General features: G+C 34.7%; 16 protein-coding genes. 3 read left to right on the forward strand and 13 right to left on the reverse strand.

The window, feature by feature from the left end:
- Window positions 1-10: 10 nt before the first annotated feature.
- The 6 genes from ACNQF8_RS03380 to uvrC form a co-directional block, all read right to left on the reverse strand.
- Window positions 11-946, reverse strand: coding sequence for a tryptophan 2,3-dioxygenase family protein (locus tag ACNQF8_RS03380; protein WP_417950799.1), 936 nt, complete (start codon window positions 944-946; stop codon window positions 11-13).
- A complete protein-coding gene (locus tag ACNQF8_RS03385) occupies window positions 946-1,716 on the reverse strand; it encodes a DUF3108 domain-containing protein (RefSeq protein ID WP_315206224.1) in 771 nt (256 codons plus the stop codon). The genes ACNQF8_RS03380 and ACNQF8_RS03385 overlap by 1 nt, the downstream gene beginning before the upstream one ends.
- Window positions 1,717-2,011: 295 nt before the next feature.
- A complete protein-coding gene (gene hppD / locus ACNQF8_RS03390) occupies window positions 2,012-3,172 on the reverse strand; it encodes a 4-hydroxyphenylpyruvate dioxygenase (protein WP_417950801.1) in 1,161 nt (386 codons plus the stop codon).
- 214 nt (window positions 3,173-3,386) lie between these two features.
- Window positions 3,387-4,544, reverse strand: a complete 1,158-nt coding sequence (locus ACNQF8_RS03395) for a homogentisate 1,2-dioxygenase (RefSeq protein WP_417950802.1) — start codon at window positions 4,542-4,544, stop codon at window positions 3,387-3,389.
- A gap of 189 nt (window positions 4,545-4,733) precedes the next feature.
- Entirely contained in the window at window positions 4,734-6,932 is a 2,199-nt protein-coding gene (locus ACNQF8_RS03400; RefSeq protein ID WP_417950803.1) for a patatin-like phospholipase family protein, read from the reverse strand.
- 74 nt (window positions 6,933-7,006) lie between these two features.
- On the reverse strand, window positions 7,007-8,806 hold the full coding sequence (gene uvrC, locus ACNQF8_RS03405; RefSeq protein WP_417952903.1) for an excinuclease ABC subunit UvrC: 1,800 nt from the start codon (window positions 8,804-8,806) through the stop codon (window positions 7,007-7,009).
- Window positions 8,807-8,933: 127 nt separating this feature from the next.
- Between uvrC and ACNQF8_RS03410 the strand changes: the two genes are divergently transcribed.
- The 3 genes from ACNQF8_RS03410 to ACNQF8_RS03420 are packed head-to-tail and all read left to right on the forward strand — an operon-like array spanning window position 8,934 to window position 10,731.
- On the forward strand, window positions 8,934-9,917 hold the full coding sequence (locus ACNQF8_RS03410) for a succinylglutamate desuccinylase/aspartoacylase family protein (protein WP_417950805.1): 984 nt from the start codon (window positions 8,934-8,936) through the stop codon (window positions 9,915-9,917).
- A gap of 10 nt (window positions 9,918-9,927) precedes the next feature.
- Window positions 9,928-10,491 (forward strand): 5-formyltetrahydrofolate cyclo-ligase, encoded by a 564-nt coding sequence (locus ACNQF8_RS03415; protein ID WP_417950806.1) that lies wholly within the window; start codon window positions 9,928-9,930, stop codon window positions 10,489-10,491.
- 42 nt (window positions 10,492-10,533) lie between these two features.
- A complete protein-coding gene (locus ACNQF8_RS03420; protein ID WP_131990566.1) occupies window positions 10,534-10,731 on the forward strand; it encodes a hypothetical protein in 198 nt (65 codons plus the stop codon).
- A gap of 61 nt (window positions 10,732-10,792) precedes the next feature.
- On the opposite strand, the gene ACNQF8_RS03425 is transcribed toward ACNQF8_RS03420, so the two are convergent.
- From ACNQF8_RS03425 to porZ, 7 genes are all read right to left on the reverse strand, one after another.
- A complete protein-coding gene (locus tag ACNQF8_RS03425; protein ID WP_315206134.1) occupies window positions 10,793-11,389 on the reverse strand; it encodes a lipoprotein signal peptidase in 597 nt (198 codons plus the stop codon).
- An 85-nt stretch (window positions 11,390-11,474) separates the two neighbouring features.
- Window positions 11,475-11,855, reverse strand: coding sequence for a TraR/DksA family transcriptional regulator (locus tag ACNQF8_RS03430; RefSeq protein WP_315206130.1), 381 nt, complete (start codon window positions 11,853-11,855; stop codon window positions 11,475-11,477).
- Between the two features lie 7 nt (window positions 11,856-11,862).
- Window positions 11,863-15,321, reverse strand: a complete 3,459-nt coding sequence (gene ileS, locus ACNQF8_RS03435; RefSeq protein ID WP_417952904.1) for an isoleucine--tRNA ligase — start codon at window positions 15,319-15,321, stop codon at window positions 11,863-11,865.
- 267 nt (window positions 15,322-15,588) lie between these two features.
- On the reverse strand, window positions 15,589-15,792 hold the full coding sequence (locus ACNQF8_RS03440; RefSeq protein ID WP_417950808.1) for a helix-turn-helix transcriptional regulator: 204 nt from the start codon (window positions 15,790-15,792) through the stop codon (window positions 15,589-15,591).
- Window positions 15,782-16,243, reverse strand: a complete 462-nt coding sequence (locus ACNQF8_RS03445; protein ID WP_417950809.1) for a hypothetical protein — start codon at window positions 16,241-16,243, stop codon at window positions 15,782-15,784. The genes ACNQF8_RS03440 and ACNQF8_RS03445 overlap by 11 nt, the downstream gene beginning before the upstream one ends.
- 109 nt (window positions 16,244-16,352) lie before the next feature.
- Entirely contained in the window at window positions 16,353-17,066 is a 714-nt protein-coding gene (gene recO, locus ACNQF8_RS03450; protein ID WP_417950810.1) for a DNA repair protein RecO, read from the reverse strand.
- A 54-nt stretch (window positions 17,067-17,120) separates the two neighbouring features.
- A complete protein-coding gene (porZ, locus tag ACNQF8_RS03455; protein ID WP_417952905.1) occupies window positions 17,121-19,409 on the reverse strand; it encodes a type IX secretion system anionic LPS delivery protein PorZ in 2,289 nt (762 codons plus the stop codon).
- Window positions 19,410-19,478: the final 69 nt, after the last annotated feature.

Consider the following 19,478-nt stretch of genomic DNA (forward strand, 5'->3'; position numbering starts at 1 on the left):
TTTATTCAAATTATTTTTCTTCTCCCCATTGCGCTAACTCATCTGCCGACCATAATTCCGGAAAAAATATTCTGCGTTGGTATTTTGGATGCATGTATTTTTTCCAGTCACTTCCTCCTGTCGCTTCACCATCTCCTTTACCGCTCTGATCTATATATTTCTTTGCCGTATTTAAATGTTGCATTACCCAAGTAATATTCACTGTATGGTCATAATGACGCATCGCTAATATTAACTCTGGATTTTTTTGATCTAAATCTGGAAGTTGTTTGAATTTTTGCCAAATATTTATGGTGTTATATTCTTCCATATGATTTAAGAACATCTTCTTATATTTTCTTTCGAATTCCTCCAATAGAAAAGATTTTTTACCGGTATGATAATCTTTTCCGGCTGCTTGCCAATACAAATGCTCTAACGCAAATTCATAAGGCGTATTTCTGTCTATTGAATCTCTATAACGGTGATCAATAAGATTTATTAGGTCTGTAGAAGAAAATTCTATTAAACGGTATTGCGCACTTTGAAAACCGCTGGCAGGGGTTAACGTATTTCTAAACTTCATATATTGATCTACCTCCATTCCATCTCCCATAATACTGAAAGAAGTCGTTAGCATATCGAAATAGCGGCTGATTCTCATTAATCTTTCAGTAAAAAAATCAGTTTGAATATTTTCACAATAGGAAATCTGACGCATTTCCCAAAGTATCATCTTAAATATCAATTCATTCACCTGATGATACATAATAAAAACCATTTCGTCAGGAAGTGTAGTTCTTTGAATTTGCAGATTCAACAAAGCATCTGTTTGGATATAATCCCAATATGTAATTGGTTTTGACCATAATAATCCTTCCAGTTGCGTCTCTGTTTTTTGATTTATTGCTTGGTATTTAATTTCAATTTCTTTTAAAATCGCTTCTGAACTATCAATGTTATTCATTATTTATTTGTTTTAAAAGGATTTTTCAATCCTCTATATGCATCTATATCTGCTTTTATTGAACCTACTGCCAAGCTGGCTTTTATTCTGATAGGTAATTTATTATCGTCATCTGAAATCCAAACGGTAAGACTTTCTTGTTCTTTAAAAACACGTCCTGATTGTACCAAAGGTCTAAAAACCATTGTTGATACCACTCCAAATTTAGTTGCAATGTTTTCACGACCTATAAACTTAAGTTTAAATTTTGTCGTTTCATCATCAAAAAACATATCAATCGCAACAGACTCTCCAATTCTTAACTTATCTATTCCAGGATAATTCCTTAGATAATAAAAGGTGGACAAAATGTCTTGTGTGTTCTTAGGAACGTAAATTGTTTTTTCTGTTTTATGTTTGTAATCTTTGACAAGAACTTTATTTGTAGATTGATTAAAAAAGCCTTCTTGGTTTTTAGTATACCCGCCTTCATTAATTTTTCGGACAAACTGGTATGGGTTTCTGGTATCCTTATCAATATAACTTTCGTATAAATCGTCTACTTTGAAGAAAAATCGTGACATTCCGGTAGTATATCCTCTGCCTACAACATGAAACGTTTTTTTGTTATTTACTGTAGCATCTTTCACCTCTAATGTGGCGTAGCCGGCATTTACTATTCCATAATGAATTCGAAATTTAAACCACTCCCCCACATCATAAGCATCCTCTTTTGGAGAATCAAAACTTACGGTCAATATCACTACAAAGAATAGTATTATTTTTTTCATCATTACTTTATTCGTCAATTTATTGACTCTAATAGCAAATTTTGTTCCAAATATATTAAAACAAAAAAACTCAGTCAAATAATGACTGAGTTTTTATGCTATTAACTAACCAAAAAACTATAAACTATGAAATTTATATGAAATCAGGAAGGAAACCACCCCTTCCCTTTTTGCGAGTGCAAAGGTAGCTAACAAATTCAGTTATTTTAGTGAAAAATAAAGTTTAACACAACATTTACAAAAAAACACGCTGTTCATCGGTTATTTTTTCACAATGTGTAAAAATAAGACGTTTCTATAGCGTTCCTCGCAATTGCTGTTCTCTCTCGATTGATTCAAATAGCGCTTTAAAGTTACCTGCACCAAATCCTTTGGCCCCCATTCTTTGTATAATTTCAAAAAACAAGGTTGGTCTATCTTGTACCGGTTTTGTAAATATTTGCAGTAAATATCCTTCTTCATCGGCATCGACCATAATGGCAAGCTTTTCGATTTCGTTCAAATCTTCTTTCATCATTTTCATGTGCTCTCCCAATCGTTCTGGAATTGCTTCATAATACGTATGCGGAGGAGCAGATAAGAATTCGATTCCTCTTGCTTTCAATTGCGATACCGTTTTGATAATATCATCCGTTGCAATGGCGATATGCTGAATTCCAGGTCCGCCATAAAAGTCCAAATATTCCTCGATTTGCGACTTTTTCTTTCCTTCTGCAGGTTCATTAATTGGAAATTTAATTCTTCCGTTTCCATTGGACATTACTTTACTCATCAACGCTGAATATTCAGTATTGATTTGCTTGTCATCAAAAGAAAGGAAATTTACAAATCCCATGACGTCTTCATAGAACTTAACCCAAGTATTCATTTCGTTCCAACCCACATTTCCTACCATGTGGTCTATGTATTTTAAGCCAGTTGGTTCTGGATTGTAATCAGATTTCCACTCCTTATAACCAGGCAAGAAAACACCAGTATAGTTTTTGCGCTCTACAAAAATGTGAACTGTTTCTCCGTAGGTATAAATCCCGGAACGTACTACTTCTCCAAATTCATCTTTCTCCACAGTAGGCTCCATAAAAGAACGCGCCCCACGTTTCATAGTTTCTTCGTAAGCACTTGTGGCATCTTCTACCCAAAGTGCCGCCACTTTTACTCCGTCACCGTGTTTTCTCAAATGTTCATGAATTGGAGAATCCTGAGTTAATGGCGTGGTTAATACGATGCGGATCTTATCTTGCTTCAGCACATACGATGTTCTGTCTCGTACTCCAGTTTCTAATCCGGCATACGCCAAAGATTGGTAACCGAAAGCCGTTTTATAATAATGTGCGGATTGTTTTGCATTTCCTACGTAGAATTCCACATAATCGGTTCCTAGTAACGGAAGAAAATCTTGTGCTCCTTCAAATATTTTTTCTAGCCCGTATTCTACTGATTTTATTTCTTTGCTCATTGTGATTTATTTTTTGATTCGGTACTTTTCGTTTTGGAACGCGGATGACGCGGATAAAACAGATGTACACGGATTTATTAATTTTAAAAAAAAAATTGTTATTTATTCTAAAGCCCTAGCCCTGATAAAAGTGAAAATCCTTTTTTGAGGTTTTTTTAACCGAAAAAAAGATTGTAATCTCGTCTTTTAGGACGAGACAGGAAATAGCTCCTTATTACTCTACCCAAGATTTATAGTACTGACCATCATCCAACCCCATGGCTTCTTCAGTGACCATTAATGGGCGAAATGTATCGACCATTACGGCTAATTCTTGAGTTTCTGTATGACCTATGCTACGTTCCATTGCTCCCGGCGCGGGACCGTGTGGAATGCCTTTTGGATGCAAAGTAATATGTCCTTGCTCGATATTGTTGCGACTCATAAAATCGCCATCTACATAATACAAAACCTCATCACTGTCAATATTACTATGATTGTAAGGTGCCGGAATTGCTTTTGGATGGTAATCATACAATCGTGGACAGAACGAACAAACTACAAATGTTGACGTTTCAAATGTCTGATGAACCGGCGGCGGCTGGTGCACGCGGCCTGTTATAGGCTCAAAATTATGAATGTTGAATCCGTAAGGAAAATTATATCCGTCCCAACCTACTACATCAAAGGGATGCGTGGCGTAAACGAATTCATGGATCATTCCTTCTTTTTTGATTTTGATAAGAAAGTCTCCTTTTTCATCGTGCGTTTCTAACTCTGTTGGTAAAATGAAGTCACGCTCGCAAAATGGTGAATGTTCTAAATGTTGTCCTGATTCGTTTTTATATCTTTTTGGCGTGTAAAAAGGTGCAAAGGATTCGACATAAAAAAGTCTGTTTTCTGATGTTTCAAAGTCAATTTGGTAAATCATTCCGCGAGGAATAATCAAGTAATCACCATATTCGAAAGGAATATTTCCCATCATCGTGCGCAATTTCCCTTTTCCTTTATGGATGAAAATCATTTCATCAGCATCGGCATTTTTATAGAAATAGTTGCGCAATGATTGTCTTGGTGCAGCTAATCCTATCGTACAATCTTTATTGACTAACATCGGTTTGCGGCTGTCTAGAAAATCATCTTCGGGCTTCAGCTCAAAACCTTTTAGTAATAATGATTTTATGTTTTTTCCAATGGCAATTTTAGGTTCAACCGAATAGGATTTTAGAATTTCCTTTACTTGTGTTGGTCTGTGAACGTGATATAATAATGACGAATGACCGTGAAAACCTTCGGTTCCAAAAAGCTGTTCGTAGTATAAACCGCCATTTGGTTTTTCAAATTGTGTGTGTCTTTTTTGGGGGAAATTTCCCAATTTATGATATAAAGGCATGATTTTTTTGCTTAAAAGTTAAAGTTTAAAAGTTTAAAGTTGTATTGAACTAAACTTATTTAATTAAATCAAAAAAAATGTAATCTATTCAGGATTCCTCTTGATGAGAAATTGCAGATATCCTAATAAACCGCTCCAAGTTGTTTTCATGATAACAAATATCGGAATTATTATTGAATTAAATTACAATTAAAACATAAACCCGATGCTAAACCAAGTAAATCCTTTTGCATTTTCCGGAGACCAGGAATGTTTTATTTCTATGGGCCCAATTCTTGTTTCAAGACCATAACCTACTGCATAACCTGAATATTTAGGTATTGAAATCCAATCTACCGTTTCGAAAATTCTGTCTCCAACATTAGCAAAGTTTGCCGAAAAATTAAAATGATTGTTCTTATAAAACTCATAATCAATAGTTCCTGTTGATTTTATATAACTATTGGCCGCAATGCTCAAATAATCATACCCATAAAAATATTTAAAATTATTTATAGGATTGTAACCATAACCTCCCAAAATAAAATTGAAAAAAGAAACGCTTTCATTACCAAAGGAGAAACCAGCATCTGTATTAAATTTAACCGTAGCATTTTTAAAAAGTGTTGCTGCTACCCCAAAATCAGCTTTTGCAATAGAGAAAGGCTGAAAATCTCCTGTATAATTTGAAGAGACCAAATACGATTGTATGTCCCCTGAAAAATACCATCCTTTTTTAGGAAAATATTTATTGTCAAAGGAATCAAATTTCATATAACCAAAAAGACTTAAGTAATTACTATTATCAATTATAGGGTCCGTATTCGCCAATGTTTCCGACTTTATTTTCAAATATTTTAATTCAATTCCTCCTCCTATTAAAAATTTCTGAACAAATAGTGATTGAAAATATGCCTGATTTGTCAAGTCGTGAAAATCAACATTGATAGCATTTATACCCAAAGCGCCTAAATCTAAACTGCTTATTTCTTTGGCTACGTTTCTATTAAATTGATTGAACTGCGATTTGAAGCCAAAACTCAAATTAAATCCATTCTCTATATAATAATCTAAATTATACCTGATATTATCTCCCAAAACGATATCCAGAGAAGTTCTGTCATTTTTAAAAAAAGTCTTTTTATGCGTCAGGTTAATCAAAACAGCACTCTTGAATAAATTGTCATAGTGCAGTCCAAATTTTAAATCCGTTTTTGAAGGATTTTCTTTTAACGTTAGATTTAAATTATCCCCGTTTTTATTTTTATCTAATGAATAAGATATAGCACTGAAGTTTTGAGTTGCGTTGATATTATTTATTCCCTTCAACAAATCATCATAACAGGTTTTAACTCCTGGTTTAAACCTTAGTTTACCTATCACATATTCTTTAGTGTAATTATCTAATTCATTGCTATTGATATCTACAATCTGCAAGCTGTCTGTTGCTAATTTTAGACTAGGCTTCTTGTAGGGATTGGACTCATCAACCAGCAACTTTATTTGTTCATAAACGGAGAATGTGGCTTCTTCTCCTTTTCTAATAATTTCCTTTCCTTTATCGAAAGATACTACGCCATAATTTTTAATATCCGGCTTAATATAGACGTCAGTTTCTTTTACATTTTTCTTCATCCTTTCAATAGATTGAAGATTTGTAATTTGAACCAAAATTCTCGTTGCATCTTTGAGTTGATTTCTGTCTAATAAATCGTCTTGTACATCAACTCCTATGATAATATCCGCGCCTAATTTTCGAACTTCCTCAATTGGATAATTATTAATGACACCACCATCCACCAGCAGTTTTCCGTCAATTTCCACAGGAGAAAATAAAGACGGAAATGCGGAACTGGCAATCATTGCTTGCGCCAAATTCCCTTTATTCAACAGCACTTGTTCTCCGGTTTCAATATTAGTTCCAATACACAAAAAAGGAATCGGAAGCTTATTGAAATCTTTGATATGCCTTACGTTTCTAGTAATCCTGCTCAATAAATTATAATTGTACATTCCTTTAGACAAGGCTTCCGGAATTCCAATTTTCATTTTATTAAACGGCAAAACGAGCGCGTATAATTCGTCATTTCTTTTTTCGTAAAAATTTTTTGAGGATCTGGGAATAAAATCGTTTAGTAATTCATTGAAATTTGTGGCTTGAAAAATAGAATCAATTTGACCGGCATTATAACCAGAAGCATAAAGACCACCTATAACGGCTCCCATACTTGTTCCGCCGATGTAATCAATCTTGACACCAGCTTCTTCCAACACTTTCAAAACTCCAATATGCGCAAATCCTTTTGCTCCGCCACCACTTAAAACTAAACCAATTTTTGGCTTCTTTTGCTCTTGCGAAAACACAGTCAAACTAGCAAAAATAAGGAGTAACAGCGCAATTTTCTTCATAAACAGCAATTTGGTAGTAATAGAATTTGGCCAGATCAGATAGTATTTGCCCAAATATCAATAATTTAAATTAATCATTCATTTGTAGCCTTGTAAAATTCGGTAATTTTTTTGGCTTTAGACATACCTATAACGTCCGAAATTTCTTTTTCTGTCGCTAATTTCAATCTTTTAACACTTTTAAAATGTTGAATCAGAGTCAACATGGTTTTTTCTCCAATTCCAGGAATGCTTTCTATCGAAGAATTCAGCGCTGCTTTACTCCTTTTATCTCTGTGATGCGTAATCCCAAAACGGTGTGCTTCGTTTCGCAATTGCTGGATTACTTTCAAAGTTTCTGATTTTTTATCTAAATACAACGGAATAGAATCGCCCGGATAAAATAGCTCTTCCAGTCTTTTGGCAATACCAATTATAGCAATCTTTCCTCGTAATCCCAATTCATCAATACTTTTTAATGCTGATGACAATTGTCCTTTTCCACCGTCAATAATTATCAAATTGGGCAAAGGTTGATTTTCATCCAGCAATCGTTTGTATCTTCTGTAAACGACTTCGGTCATTGACGCAAAATCATCCGGTCCTTCGACCGTTTTTATATTAAAATGTCGATAATCTTTTTTGCTTGGTTTTCCATCTTTAAAAACCACGCAAGCCGCAACGGGATTCGTTCCCTGAATATTCGAGTTATCAAAACATTCGATATGTCGTGGCTCTACCGGCAATCGCAAGTCTTTTTGCATTTGTGCCATAATTCTTTTCGTGTGGCGATCCGGGTCTACAATTTGCAATTGTTTCAACTGTTCAATTCGGTAAAATTTAGCGTTGCGAATCGACAAATCCAAAATTTGCTTTTTATCTCCCAACTGTGGAACTGTAATTTTGATGTTTTCACCCAAATCCACGTGAAACGGAACAATAACTTCTCGAGACAATAATTGAAAACGCTCTCTCAATTCGATAATCGCCAATTCTAATAATTCTTCATCGGATTCGTCGAGTTTCTTTTTGATTTCCATCGTGTGCGAACGAATAATAGAACCGTGCGAAATTTGCAGGAAATTCACATAGGCCGCGCTTTCATCCGAAACAATCGAAAACACATCAATATTGGTGATTTTTGGATTTACAATCGTAGAACGTGATTGGTAGTTTTCTAAAATTTCTATTTTCTCTTTTATTTTTTGTGCTTCTTCAAAATGCATATCAGCGGCCAGATTCGTCATGACACGTTTGAAATCCTTCATGCTTTCCTTGAAATTCCCTTTTAAAATTTCGCGAATCGCATGCACTTGTTTCTGGTAATTTTCTAAAGTTTCATGACCTTCACAAGGTCCCATGCAATTCCCAATATGATATTCAAGACAAACCTTGAATTTCCCGCTTTCGATATTGCTTTTACTCAAATCATAGTTGCAAGTTCGTAGCGGATACAACTCTTTAATCAATTCTAAAATAGTGCTTACCGTTTTAAAACTGGTGTACGGTCCAAAATATTCCGAGCCGTCTTTGACCATTCTTCGGGTAGCAAAAATGCGCGAGAAAGGCTCTTTCTTGATACACAACCATGGGTAACTTTTATCATCCCTCAACAATACATTGTAACGCGGCTGCAAGGTTTTTATCAAGTTATTTTCTAATAACAGCGCATCGGTTTCCGTAGGAACCACAATATGTTTTATAGAGACAATTTTCTTTACTAGCACATTGGTTTTGGCCGTATCATGAATTTTATTAAAATAAGAAGAGACTCTTTTTTTTAGGTTTTTGGCTTTGCCTACGTACAGAATTTTTCCTTCCTTATCGTAATATTGATATACGCCGGGACCATCAGGCAAGGTTTGGATTTGTAAGGCTAAAGTAGTTGGATTCATGTAACAAAGTTAATCTCAAAAATCACGAAATACAAATCAATACACTTGAAATCTTTCTACCGAAATTTTTATCAAAATTTTAGTTTCTAATTCGTTATTATCGTTATTTTTATCTTTTCAAGAACCTATGATAAAAACCAATATCACACCAATCGTAATTTTCGGCGAAAGCATTATTCCCGGCGAGAGCAAAACCATCAATGTCGAAATTGCGAGACTGCACACCACTACAAAATTGAACATACCCGTTATTGTAAGACGATCTAAAATTGATGGTCCTGTCGTACTTTTTTCAGCTGGAATTCATGGAGATGAAATTAATGGTGTCGAAATCGTTCGGCAAATTATCAGCAAGAAAATAAACCGACCAAAAAAAGGTACAATCATTTGTATTCCTATCATAAATGTATACGGATTTGTCAATAAATCCAGAGAATTTCCTGATGGAAGGGATTTAAACCGGGTTTTCCCTGGCAGCAAAACAGGTTCTTTAGCAAGCAGGTTTGCCTTTCATATTTTAAAGGAGATTATGCCAATTGTACAATATGCCGTTGACTTTCATGCCGGTGGCGCCAGCCGTTTCAATGCGCCACAAATTCGTCTTACCCAGAACAATGAGCCGTTAAAAATATTAGCCGATGTTTTTAATGCTCCGTTTACTTTATATTCCAAAAACATTTCAGGTTCTTTCAGAAGTTCCAGTGAGAAATTGAATGTGAAAATGCTGCTTTTTGAGGGTGGAAAATCACTGGATATTAATAATTCCGTAGCCGACGAAGGAGTTAATGGTGCAAAACGTCTCTTGTCTCACCTTGGCATGTTAGATCCAAAACATACGGTAATCAAACCAAAATCACCTTCAATCTATATTGAAAAATCGGGCTGGATCAGAGCCAAATGTTCCGGACTGTTGCACGATTATAACACTATTGGTAATTTTGTAAAAAAGGGAACAATTCTAGCTACCATAACAGATCCGTACGGAAAGTTTGAGCGAAAAGTCAAAGCGCCAAATGATGGTTACGTAATCAACGCCAATCATTCCCCTATTGTTTACGAAGGCGATGCTATTTATCATTTGTCGAATGCTCTTGGAGAAGAAGGAGAATAAAATATTTAAAATGAACAAAACAGAGTTACGACAAAAATACAAAGCCTTACGAAATTCCCTTTCCGAAAATGAAATAGAGGAAATGAGTTTGGCTGTAGCCAATAAAATACTGACACTTCCTATTTGGGAGAAAACCTATTTCCATATTTTTCTTCCCATTACAGAACATCATGAAGTAAATACGGAATTTATTCTGCATTTATTATCCGGAAAAGACAAGGAGATTATTGTTTCCAAAGCTGATTTTGAAACTCGAAACATGACTCATTTCCTATTGACTGACAACACCCGAATCAAGAAAAATGAATACAATATCCCGGAACCTGTTGATGGAATAATAGTTCAATCCAATAAAATCGACATAGTTTTTGTACCGCTTTTGACTTTCGACAAAAAAGGGCATCGGGTGGGTTACGGTAAAGGATTTTATGACAAATTTTTATCGGAATGTAAACCGGATGTAATCAAAATCGGGCTGTCTTTCTTTGAACCCGAAGAATTGATTACCGATGTTTTTGAAGGCGATGTAAAACTGGACTATTGCGTAACTCCGAATGAAGTTCACTCGTTTTAATTTTAATCCGTACTTTCGCAACAGATAAAATCTAATCAAGTTATGAGAACATTTAAAAATTCAAGATTTGCCGTAAGCGTTATGGTTATTCTATTTGCAGTTTCATTTTCAAACTGTAGCATCCACACCGGAACCAGCAGATCAACCTATAAGGCTAAAAAACTGCCCCCAGGACAAGCTAAAAAAATATATGGAGGAAAAAGTGCTAAACGTTACGCACCCGGACAAAATAAAAATTAATAAAAAAGACCTGTTCAAATTATGAACAGGTCTTTTTTTTATAATGTGAATAAGCTTAAATCTAATTGTGATGAAATGCTTTTTTGTTGAAAAAAATCAAGATTCCAACTCCTGTTGAAATAGCCATATCGGCAACATTGAAAATAGCGTTGAAAAAAGTAAATTCTTTTCCGCCCCAAATTGGTAACCAACTTGGTAAATTTCCATGCCAAAAAGGAAAGTAAAACATATCTACTACTTTTCCATGAAACCAAGTTCCATAGGGTTGATCCGAAAACATAGTAGCTAATTGTTGTTGACTGTCGTCAAAAATAACACCGTAAAAAACAGAATCAATAATATTCCCGAAAGCGCCAACAAGAATTAAAGAAATCGCAACAATTAAGTAATCCGAACTCTTCTTTTTCACTGAATCCCACAACCAATATCCAATTCCACCAACGGCTGCAATTCTAAAAAGAGTTAAAAATAATTTTCCATAAGCTCCCGGAATTTGAACTCCCCAAGCCATTCCCTCATTTTCGATGAACAGAATTTTGAACCATTTGAATACTTCAACCTCTTCACCTAAAATAAAATTAGTTTTAATATATATTTTGGAAACTTGATCAACAAGCAATAAGATAAAAATAAGGAGATACGCTTTTCGTAATGACATTTTATAAATTTTAATGGCGCAAAAATAACAATTTAATCAAAAAAAACGCTCCCAATGGAGCGTTAAATATTGTTTAACAAGAGATTTATCGTTGCAAGTTCTTTGCTTCAATGCTCATTGTTGCATGAGGAACGATTTTTAATCTTTCTTTCCCAATTAGTTTACCTGTAACTTTACAAACTCCGTAGGTTTTGTTTTCTACACGGAAGAGTGCATTTTTCAAATCACGAATGAATTTCTCCTGACGAATCGCCAGTTGTGAGTTTGCTTCTTTAGACATTGTTTCGCTTCCTTCTTCAAAGGCTTTAAATGTTGGCGAAGTATCGTCAGTTCCGTTATTTAAGTCATTCATATAAGCACTTTTTATCAAATCTAAATCTAATTGTGCTTTTTGAATTTTATTCAGGATTATCTCTTTGAACTCTGCTAAATCAGCATCAGAGTATTTTGTAGCTTCATCTACCATCTTTATATTATTTTGAAATTAATATCATTGTTTTTATATCGTCAAACTCAATTTCTATACCGTTTTCTATTTCATCCACAAAAACCAAATCGCTGGTTAATGTTTCTGATTTTATATACGCTTCATTTTTATGAATCGCCTCTTCTAGAATTCCATTTCTTTTCAATTGAACTTTAATTTTATCGGTAACTTCAAATCCAGAATCTTTACGGATATTCTGGATTCTATTTACCAATTCTCTGGAAATTCCTTCTTGTTTTAATTCTTCAGAAATTGTAATGTCAAGCGCAACCGTTATTCCGTTTGAATTGGCTACTAACCAACCTTCAATATCCTGTGATGTTATTTCTACATCTTCTAAAGTTAAAATTACGTTATTTCCTGCAATAACAATATTCAGACTTCCTTCCTTGTCTAATTGACTAATTTGCTCTTTTGAAAACCCTTGTATTTCCTTAGAAATCAAGCCCATATCCTTTCCAAAACGAGGTCCGAGCGCCTTAAAATTAGGTTTAATCTGTTTCACCAAAACACCAGAAGCATCGTCCAAAAGTACGATTTCTTTCACGTTTACCTCTGCTTTTATAAGGTCAGAAATGGCCTCAATTTCAGCTCTTTGATTGTCGTCAAGTACTGGAATCATTACCTTTTGTAACGGTTGGCGTACCTTTATCATTTCCTTTTTGCGGAGTGATAATACCAATGATGAAATGGTCTGTGCTTTCTGCATTTTGCTCTCTAACATTTTATTAACATAGTTTTCAACCGAAATTGGAAACTCCGCCAAATGTACACTGTCGTACTTTTCCGACTGTGTTGCTAAAGTTAAATCTCTGTAAAGTTTGTCCATAAAGAACGGAGCGATTGGCGCACCCAGTTTACTTATGGTTAACAAACAAGTATATAAAGTTTGATAAGCCGCGATTTTGTCCTGTGCGTATTCCCCTTTCCAGAAGCGTCTTCTGCACAAACGAACGTACCAGTTACTCAAGTTTTCCTGAACAAATTCAGAAATTGCACGAGCTGCTTTCGTTGGTTCGTAATCTGCATAATAACTATCAACATCTTTTATCAAAGTGTTCAATTCTGACATGATCCATTGGTCAATTTCCGGTCTTTCGTTTAACGGAATCTCCGCTTCTTCAAATTTAAAACCATCAATATTTGCATATAAACTAAAGAACGAATACGTGTTGTATAAAGTTCCAAAGAATTTACGGCGAACCTCAGCAATTCCTTCTAAGTCAAATTTCAAGTTGTCCCAAGGATTTGCATTTGATATCATATACCAACGCGTCGCATCAGGACCGTATTCTTTTAAGGTTTCAAATGGATCTGCGGCATTGCCTAAACGTTTGGACATTTTTTGTCCGTTTTTGTCTAAAACCAATCCATTAGAAACTACATTTTTGTACGCTACTTTATCGAAAACTAATGTTCCAATGGCGTGCAACGTATAAAACCAACCACGTGTTTGATCTACTCCTTCTGCAATGAAATCAGCGGGAAAATCTTTGTTTTCGTCAATTTTATCTTTGTTTTCAAAAGGATAATGCCATTGCGCATAGGGCATGGAACCGGAATCAAACCAAACATCAATCAAGTCCGCTTCACGCGTCATCGGTTTGCCAGAAGCAGAAACCAACGTGATTTCATCGACTACATTTTTATGTAAATCAACTAAATCGTAATTTGATTCGGCCATATTTCCAATTTCGAAACCTTTGAAAGGATTGTTTTTTTGGAAACCTGCAGCGATAGATTTTTCAATTTCATTGTATAACTCTTCAACAGAACCTATTAAAATTTCCTCTTGTTTGTCCTCGGTTCTCCAAATTGGCAATGGAATTCCCCAGAATCTTGAACGGGATAAGTTCCAGTCATTGGCATTTTTCAACCAATTTCCAAAACGACCTTCTCCAGTCGCTTTTGGCTTCCAGTTGATGGTTTCGTTCAAGTCAAACATTCTGTCTTTAACTTCAGAAATTTTTATAAACCATGAATCCAAAGGATAGTATAAAATAGGTTTGTCTGTTCTCCAGCAATGTGGATAACTGTGAACATATTTCTCTACTTTAAACGCTCTGTTTTCTTCTTTTAATCGAATGGCGATTTCAACATCTACGGAACGTTCTGGCGCTTCACCTTCGTTATAATATTCATTTTTTACATATTTACCGGCATATTCCCCCACATGTGAAGTGAATTTTCCTTGTAAATCTACTAACGGAACCGGAGTTCCATTTTCGTCAAGAACCAACATCGGCGGAACTTCAGGCGTAGCTTCTTTTGCTACTTTTGCATCATCTGCTCCAAAAGTAGGTGAAGTATGTACAATTCCTGTTCCGTCTTCAGTAGTTACAAAATCCCCTGAAATAACTCTAAAAGCATTTTCAGCATTTTGATATGGAAGAACTAAAGGCATTAATTGTTCGTAACGAATGTCAACTAAATCCGCTCCTTTACATTCCGCCAAAACCTGATATGGAATCTTCTTGTCGCCTTCTTTGAAATTTTCAAAGTCAGCAGGTTCTGTACTTTCGAAGAACCCTTTCCCGAATTGTTTTCCAACTAAATTCTTAGCCAAAATTAATGTTGCGGGACGAAATGTATATTGATTGAATGTTTTTACTAAAGCATATTCAATTTTTGGACCTACAGTCAAAGCCGTATTACTTGGCAATGTCCAAGGCGTTGTCGTCCAAGCTAAGATAAAGATTTCGTCTAAATCCAAAGCTTCTAACTTATAATGCAGTAAATTATTCGAACTGATGTAATCGTAAAACTTAGAGAACAACAATTCTTTGTGCGCGTCAATCACTTTAAATTGTGCCACAACAGTCGTGTCCGTTACATCACGGTAACTTCCCGGCTGGTTCACTTCATGAGACGATAATCCTGTTCCTGCTTTTGGAGAATACGGCTGAATCGTGTAGCCTTTGTACATCAAATCCTTGTTATAGATTTGTTTCAAAATCCACCAAACCGTTTCCATATATTTGGATTTATAGGTCACATACGGATCTTCCATATCAACCCAATAGCCCATTTTTTCGGTCAAATCATTCCATACATCTGTATAACGCATCACGGTTTTTTTACACGCTTCGTTATATTCTTCGATGGAAATGGTTTTTCCAATATCTTCTTTGGTAATTCCTAATTCTTTTTCGGTACCTAATTCCACAGGCAAACCGTGGGTGTCCCATCCCGCTTTACGCTTTACTTGGAACCCTTTTTGAGTTTTATATCTGCAAAAAATATCTTTAATGGCACGCGCCATTACGTGGTGAATTCCCGGTAATCCATTTGCCGAAGGTGGCCCTTCAAAAAACACGAATGGTGGGTTTCCTTCACGAGTGGTTACGCTTTTCTCGAATATATTTTCTTTCTTCCAAAAATCTAGAACTTCTGACGCCACAGTTGGTAAGTCAAGTCCTTTGTATTCAGTAAATTTTGTGCTCATTTTATCCTTTTCTAAATCGAGGTGCGAAAGTAAGGAATTTTGAATAAAAGAAAGAAAAGATGAGAGAAAATAGACAAATTTGATTAGAGAATTCGATAAAATTCATAATAAGTCCGACAACATTCTATTTTAAGCAAAAACTTCTTTAAAAACGTCCAGCGATTTTGGTTTTTTGACCTTAAATTTATGTTGAATTTTATAAATTATCTTTGTTACTTAAGTCTTTAAGCTAAATGCAATTTCTTATGAATTTTAAGTACTTAACCCTTATTTGTCATCATCATCCAGCTCGAAAAAATCATTAACTGGTTTTCCAAACAACCTTGATAATTTTAACGCCAGAACTGTTGATGGCACAAAGCGATTGGTTTCAATTGAATTTATCGTTTGCCTGGAAACGCCTATTTTCTCCGCTAATTCCTCTTGCGTTAAGTTTAAAATGGCGCGTTCTATTTTTAGTCTATTCTTCATTGTACGCTTTTTTTAACTTACGGAAAGTAAGAATTTGCATGAACAATAAAACCCCAAATATTGGAATATCCTTAACACCTTCCATTTTTGTGGCATCAGAAAAACTAAAGGAAATTATATAATTAACAAATGGCAGTGATAAATAGCCTAATACCGTTCCAATAACAGCGTAATGGTAGGATTGCATCCTAATCTTTGCGATTAACTCATCTTCTACTTTTTCCTTAGAAATTGCGATCATGAGCAAACTTAAAATAGCTAGAGTCGAACCTATCCTTTGAAATAAATCTTGGTATTTATTATTTTCTAAATAAATTGAGATCACTGGAACTGAAATGAATGATATAACAAACAATATTAATCCAACAATTTTAAATTTATTAGGTAATTGATAACCTGTAAACTTATCAATTTTTTCAATATCTCCTTCTTGTTTTGCTTTTGGTTCCATAATGTTAATTGGTTAAAGCTTGCTTTCCATAAAGAATAACAAACTTGATTAAAAGACAAATATACTTTACTTTTTCACACGAAATTAAATTATGAAAAAAAAATTCCTCCTACGAAAAAACGTCTTTCAAAACGTCTAATGATTTTGGTTTTTTAAAGCCATCCAAATGAAAACTGTAGTAATCAATCAGTATTCTCAAAACGATTTGTCTTTCAATGACATGGAATATTTTTTGATTGTTATCGAATTTTAAATCAATCAGTTTTTTGAACAAATTACTTTCATGTTCCGTGAGCGAACTGATGGCGTGAAAAGGCGTAAAAATACCTTCATTCATTTCGAAAAAAGGCATATCCATGTCGGAAATATCAGGATAAAAACCCAAATATTTTGTGGTTTCCAATAATAAAATAAGATGAAAATTAGCAATTTCATCGTGATTGTCCAACCAATGCAAAGCGGTTTCCAGAAAGGTAAAAAGATGCTCATTTGTTTCTTCTTCGTGAATGGAATGGTGCAGCATTTCTGAGATAAACATCACAATCGTACTCTTATAAATATCTGAATGAATCGAATGAAAAGCTGAGGCAATTTTTATTTCCTTGAAATTTTCTAAAGTGCCTTTATTTTTGTGAACTGCTTCAATTTCGAGAATGGTCAACGGCTGAAAATAGGCGATTTTCTGATTCGCTTTTCTGCTTGAAAAAGCATCGCGAACGAAATACGATTTCAAACCATGAGACAGCGTAAAGCATTTCACAATCAAGCTTTTTTCTTGAAATTTTAAAGACGAAAGAACGATGGCTTTGGTTTTTACGAGCACAATTTTAATTTAAAGATTGAAAAATTTAAAGATTGAAAAATTCATTCTTCTAAATTATCTGATTATCATTACTTTTTTAACTTTGGTTTCCACTCCGTCTTGTGCCGAAATAAAAATCATGTACACGCCGGAAGCAACTTTATACTTCCCAAAAGCAGTGGTATCCCATTCTATTGTCCCGCCTTCAGAAATGGTTTCATAAACCAAATTTCCTTCAATATCGGTGATTTTAATATTGGCTTTATCTAGTAATCCGGCAATTTTAACCGTTCCTTGGTATTCTGGCCGCACTGGATTTGGATACACAAAGGCATTACTTAAATCATCATTTGGCGCAGTCGCAGTTCCTTTGAAAGAAACTAACCCTTTAGCAGTAGCTATAAAAACTTCGCCCGTAGCGCTATTGATATCAATATCATTGATCACATTGCTGGGCAACGGCGAATTATTTATCGTAAAATGATATTTGGTTTCCTGACCGTTTGGTGAGACCAAAAACAAACCTGAATCAGCAGTACCAATCCATTTATTATTTGCTCCATCAACAGCAATATCAGTAATAAATTGCTCGTATAATAATTCTTGCGCCAGATTATCCTCTAAAATAATAATGGGATTAGCTGTCATCTGGTCTTCTGTTTGAAAGCTACCTACATTTGGCAAAACCCGCAATCCTTTTGTTGTTCCTATCCAAAGCTGGTTTCTATTATCCACTGCAACTACCTTCACATTTGAAATAGGTAAATTTCCGGTATCTGGTCCTGTTGTTATTTTTTTGAATACATTGCTACTTTCATTAAAACCAACAACCCCATTTTCACTCGTTGAAAGCCATTTCGTTCCATTTTTATCAATTGCAATTGTTCCAAAATTATTATCAATAGCCGAATCTAGGATATTTTCCATAGCATAACTTTGCCATTGACCATTAGATTTAAATACTTTCAATCCGTTTTTTATTCGGCTGGTAGTAACCCAAAGATTTCCTAATTTGTCAAATGCCGTTCCGTTAACCCTGATATCTATATAAGTAGGACCCGCAAAGGTCAAAGACTCTAAGCCACTATTGGTTTGATTGTATAAAATTGTAGGGATATCATTTTCTATTTTTAGCAAACCAGAGAAAAAAGAACTTGCGTATACTTCGTTTTCATTGTTTGGATTAACCGTAATTCTGGTCATCGATTGTGCTCCTAAAACTTCTTCATAAGGAATATTCAACCATCCGCTTGCGCTAAATTTACTGACACCGTAACTATCTAAGGGATATGGATTATAATCTGCGGAATAATCTCCGTAAACCGTCCAAAGCGCACTTGTCGTGGCTTTAAGCGAAAATATATTGTTACGCGAAGGACCAATAGGTGTTATATTCTCAAAAGTTACTGTCGAAGAAAGCGAAGCTGTAATCAATCCATCTGCTTTTGTTCCAATAAAAATAGCATTTCCTATTATAGTTGCACAAGTAAAACTTGGATTACTATCGGTAATTTGATTTGTATTTATTTGACGCACCAAAGCCATTTGATTGTTGTAAATATAAACACTGCTAGAAGTTGTCACTATCAAATAATCTACTGTTGCTCTCATGTCTAGAGAAGACTGAGAAAGAGTAATAAATCCTGCAAAAGAATTAGAACCCGAATTAAATTTATGAATGTATCCCGCAGTATTAATGGCATACAAATCCGTACCAAAAGTCACTACACTTGACCAGTTTCCCGTAGCAATAGTTTCCCATTGCTTGTAATCGATTAAATTTTTATTAGAACTATTTGCTCTTCTTATACCGCTATTTGTAGCAGCATAAATAAATCCGTTAAAAAGTGCTGTTTGATTCACTCTAATTTCGGCTCCGTTGTCGCCAATAAAATAAGTGTCCCCAAATTGCATGGTAGCCAGATTAAACTGAACAATTCCAAAATCACAGGAGACATAGGCAATCCCTTCAAATTCCATGAAGTGATTGATTTTTTTGATATTCGGAGAAAGTTGTTTGTTGATTATATCGACCACATTCAGCATGCTTCCATCAGCTTCATTAATCACTATTATCAGTCCGTTTTCGTAACCAACAATTGTTTTATTGAATGATGTGCTATGGTATACCGATGAAATTGTTTGTCCGGAAAGCCCGTCAATAGTATTGGTAGTTTTAATTACGTTTGTTGCTAAATTCTTTGAAAATAAAGCATTTTCGGAAGCAGCAAAAACAGCCGTTCCAGATTCTGATACATCTTTAATTTCATTATAAGAGAAATAACCTTGCCACGTCAAGTTACTTTGGGCAAAACCCATTTGGATAAAAAGTAAAAGAAAAAAATATAAAACGCTCTTTTTCATTATTTGCATTAATATTGGTTTACAAATATAGAACAAACGAAAGTCTTAGCATTTTGTTACGCAAAAAAA

Source organism: Flavobacterium labens (genome assembly GCF_048286755.1).
Lineage (GTDB): Bacteria > Bacteroidota > Bacteroidia > Flavobacteriales > Flavobacteriaceae > Flavobacterium.

Bases quoted from the DNA above. Each gene is read 5' to 3' on its own strand.
- ACNQF8_RS03380 (WP_417950799.1), bottom strand. From the start codon at position 946: ATGAATAACATTGATAGTTCAGAAGCGATTTTAAAAGAAATTGAAATT.
- ACNQF8_RS03385 (WP_315206224.1), bottom strand. From the start codon at position 1,716: ATGAAAAAAATAATACTATTCTTTGTAGTGATATTGACCGTAAGTTTT.
- hppD (WP_417950801.1), bottom strand. From the start codon at position 3,172: ATGAGCAAAGAAATAAAATCAGTAGAATACGGGCTAGAAAAAATATTT.
- ACNQF8_RS03395 (WP_417950802.1), bottom strand. From the start codon at position 4,544: ATGCCTTTATATCATAAATTGGGAAATTTCCCCCAAAAAAGACACACA.
- ACNQF8_RS03400 (WP_417950803.1), bottom strand. From the start codon at position 6,932: ATGAAGAAAATTGCGCTGTTACTCCTTATTTTTGCTAGTTTGACTGTG.
- uvrC (WP_417952903.1), bottom strand. From the start codon at position 8,806: ATGAATCCAACTACTTTAGCCTTACAAATCCAAACCTTGCCTGATGGT.
- ACNQF8_RS03410 (WP_417950805.1), top strand. From the start codon at position 8,934: ATGATAAAAACCAATATCACACCAATCGTAATTTTCGGCGAAAGCATT.
- ACNQF8_RS03415 (WP_417950806.1), top strand. From the start codon at position 9,928: ATGAACAAAACAGAGTTACGACAAAAATACAAAGCCTTACGAAATTCC.
- ACNQF8_RS03420 (WP_131990566.1), top strand. From the start codon at position 10,534: ATGAGAACATTTAAAAATTCAAGATTTGCCGTAAGCGTTATGGTTATT.
- ACNQF8_RS03425 (WP_315206134.1), bottom strand. From the start codon at position 11,389: ATGTCATTACGAAAAGCGTATCTCCTTATTTTTATCTTATTGCTTGTT.
- ACNQF8_RS03430 (WP_315206130.1), bottom strand. From the start codon at position 11,855: ATGGTAGATGAAGCTACAAAATACTCTGATGCTGATTTAGCAGAGTTC.
- ileS (WP_417952904.1), bottom strand. From the start codon at position 15,321: ATGAGCACAAAATTTACTGAATACAAAGGACTTGACTTACCAACTGTG.
- ACNQF8_RS03440 (WP_417950808.1), bottom strand. From the start codon at position 15,792: ATGAAGAATAGACTAAAAATAGAACGCGCCATTTTAAACTTAACGCAA.
- ACNQF8_RS03445 (WP_417950809.1), bottom strand. From the start codon at position 16,243: ATGGAACCAAAAGCAAAACAAGAAGGAGATATTGAAAAAATTGATAAG.
- porZ (WP_417952905.1), bottom strand. From the start codon at position 19,409: ATGAAAAAGAGCGTTTTATATTTTTTTCTTTTACTTTTTATCCAAATG.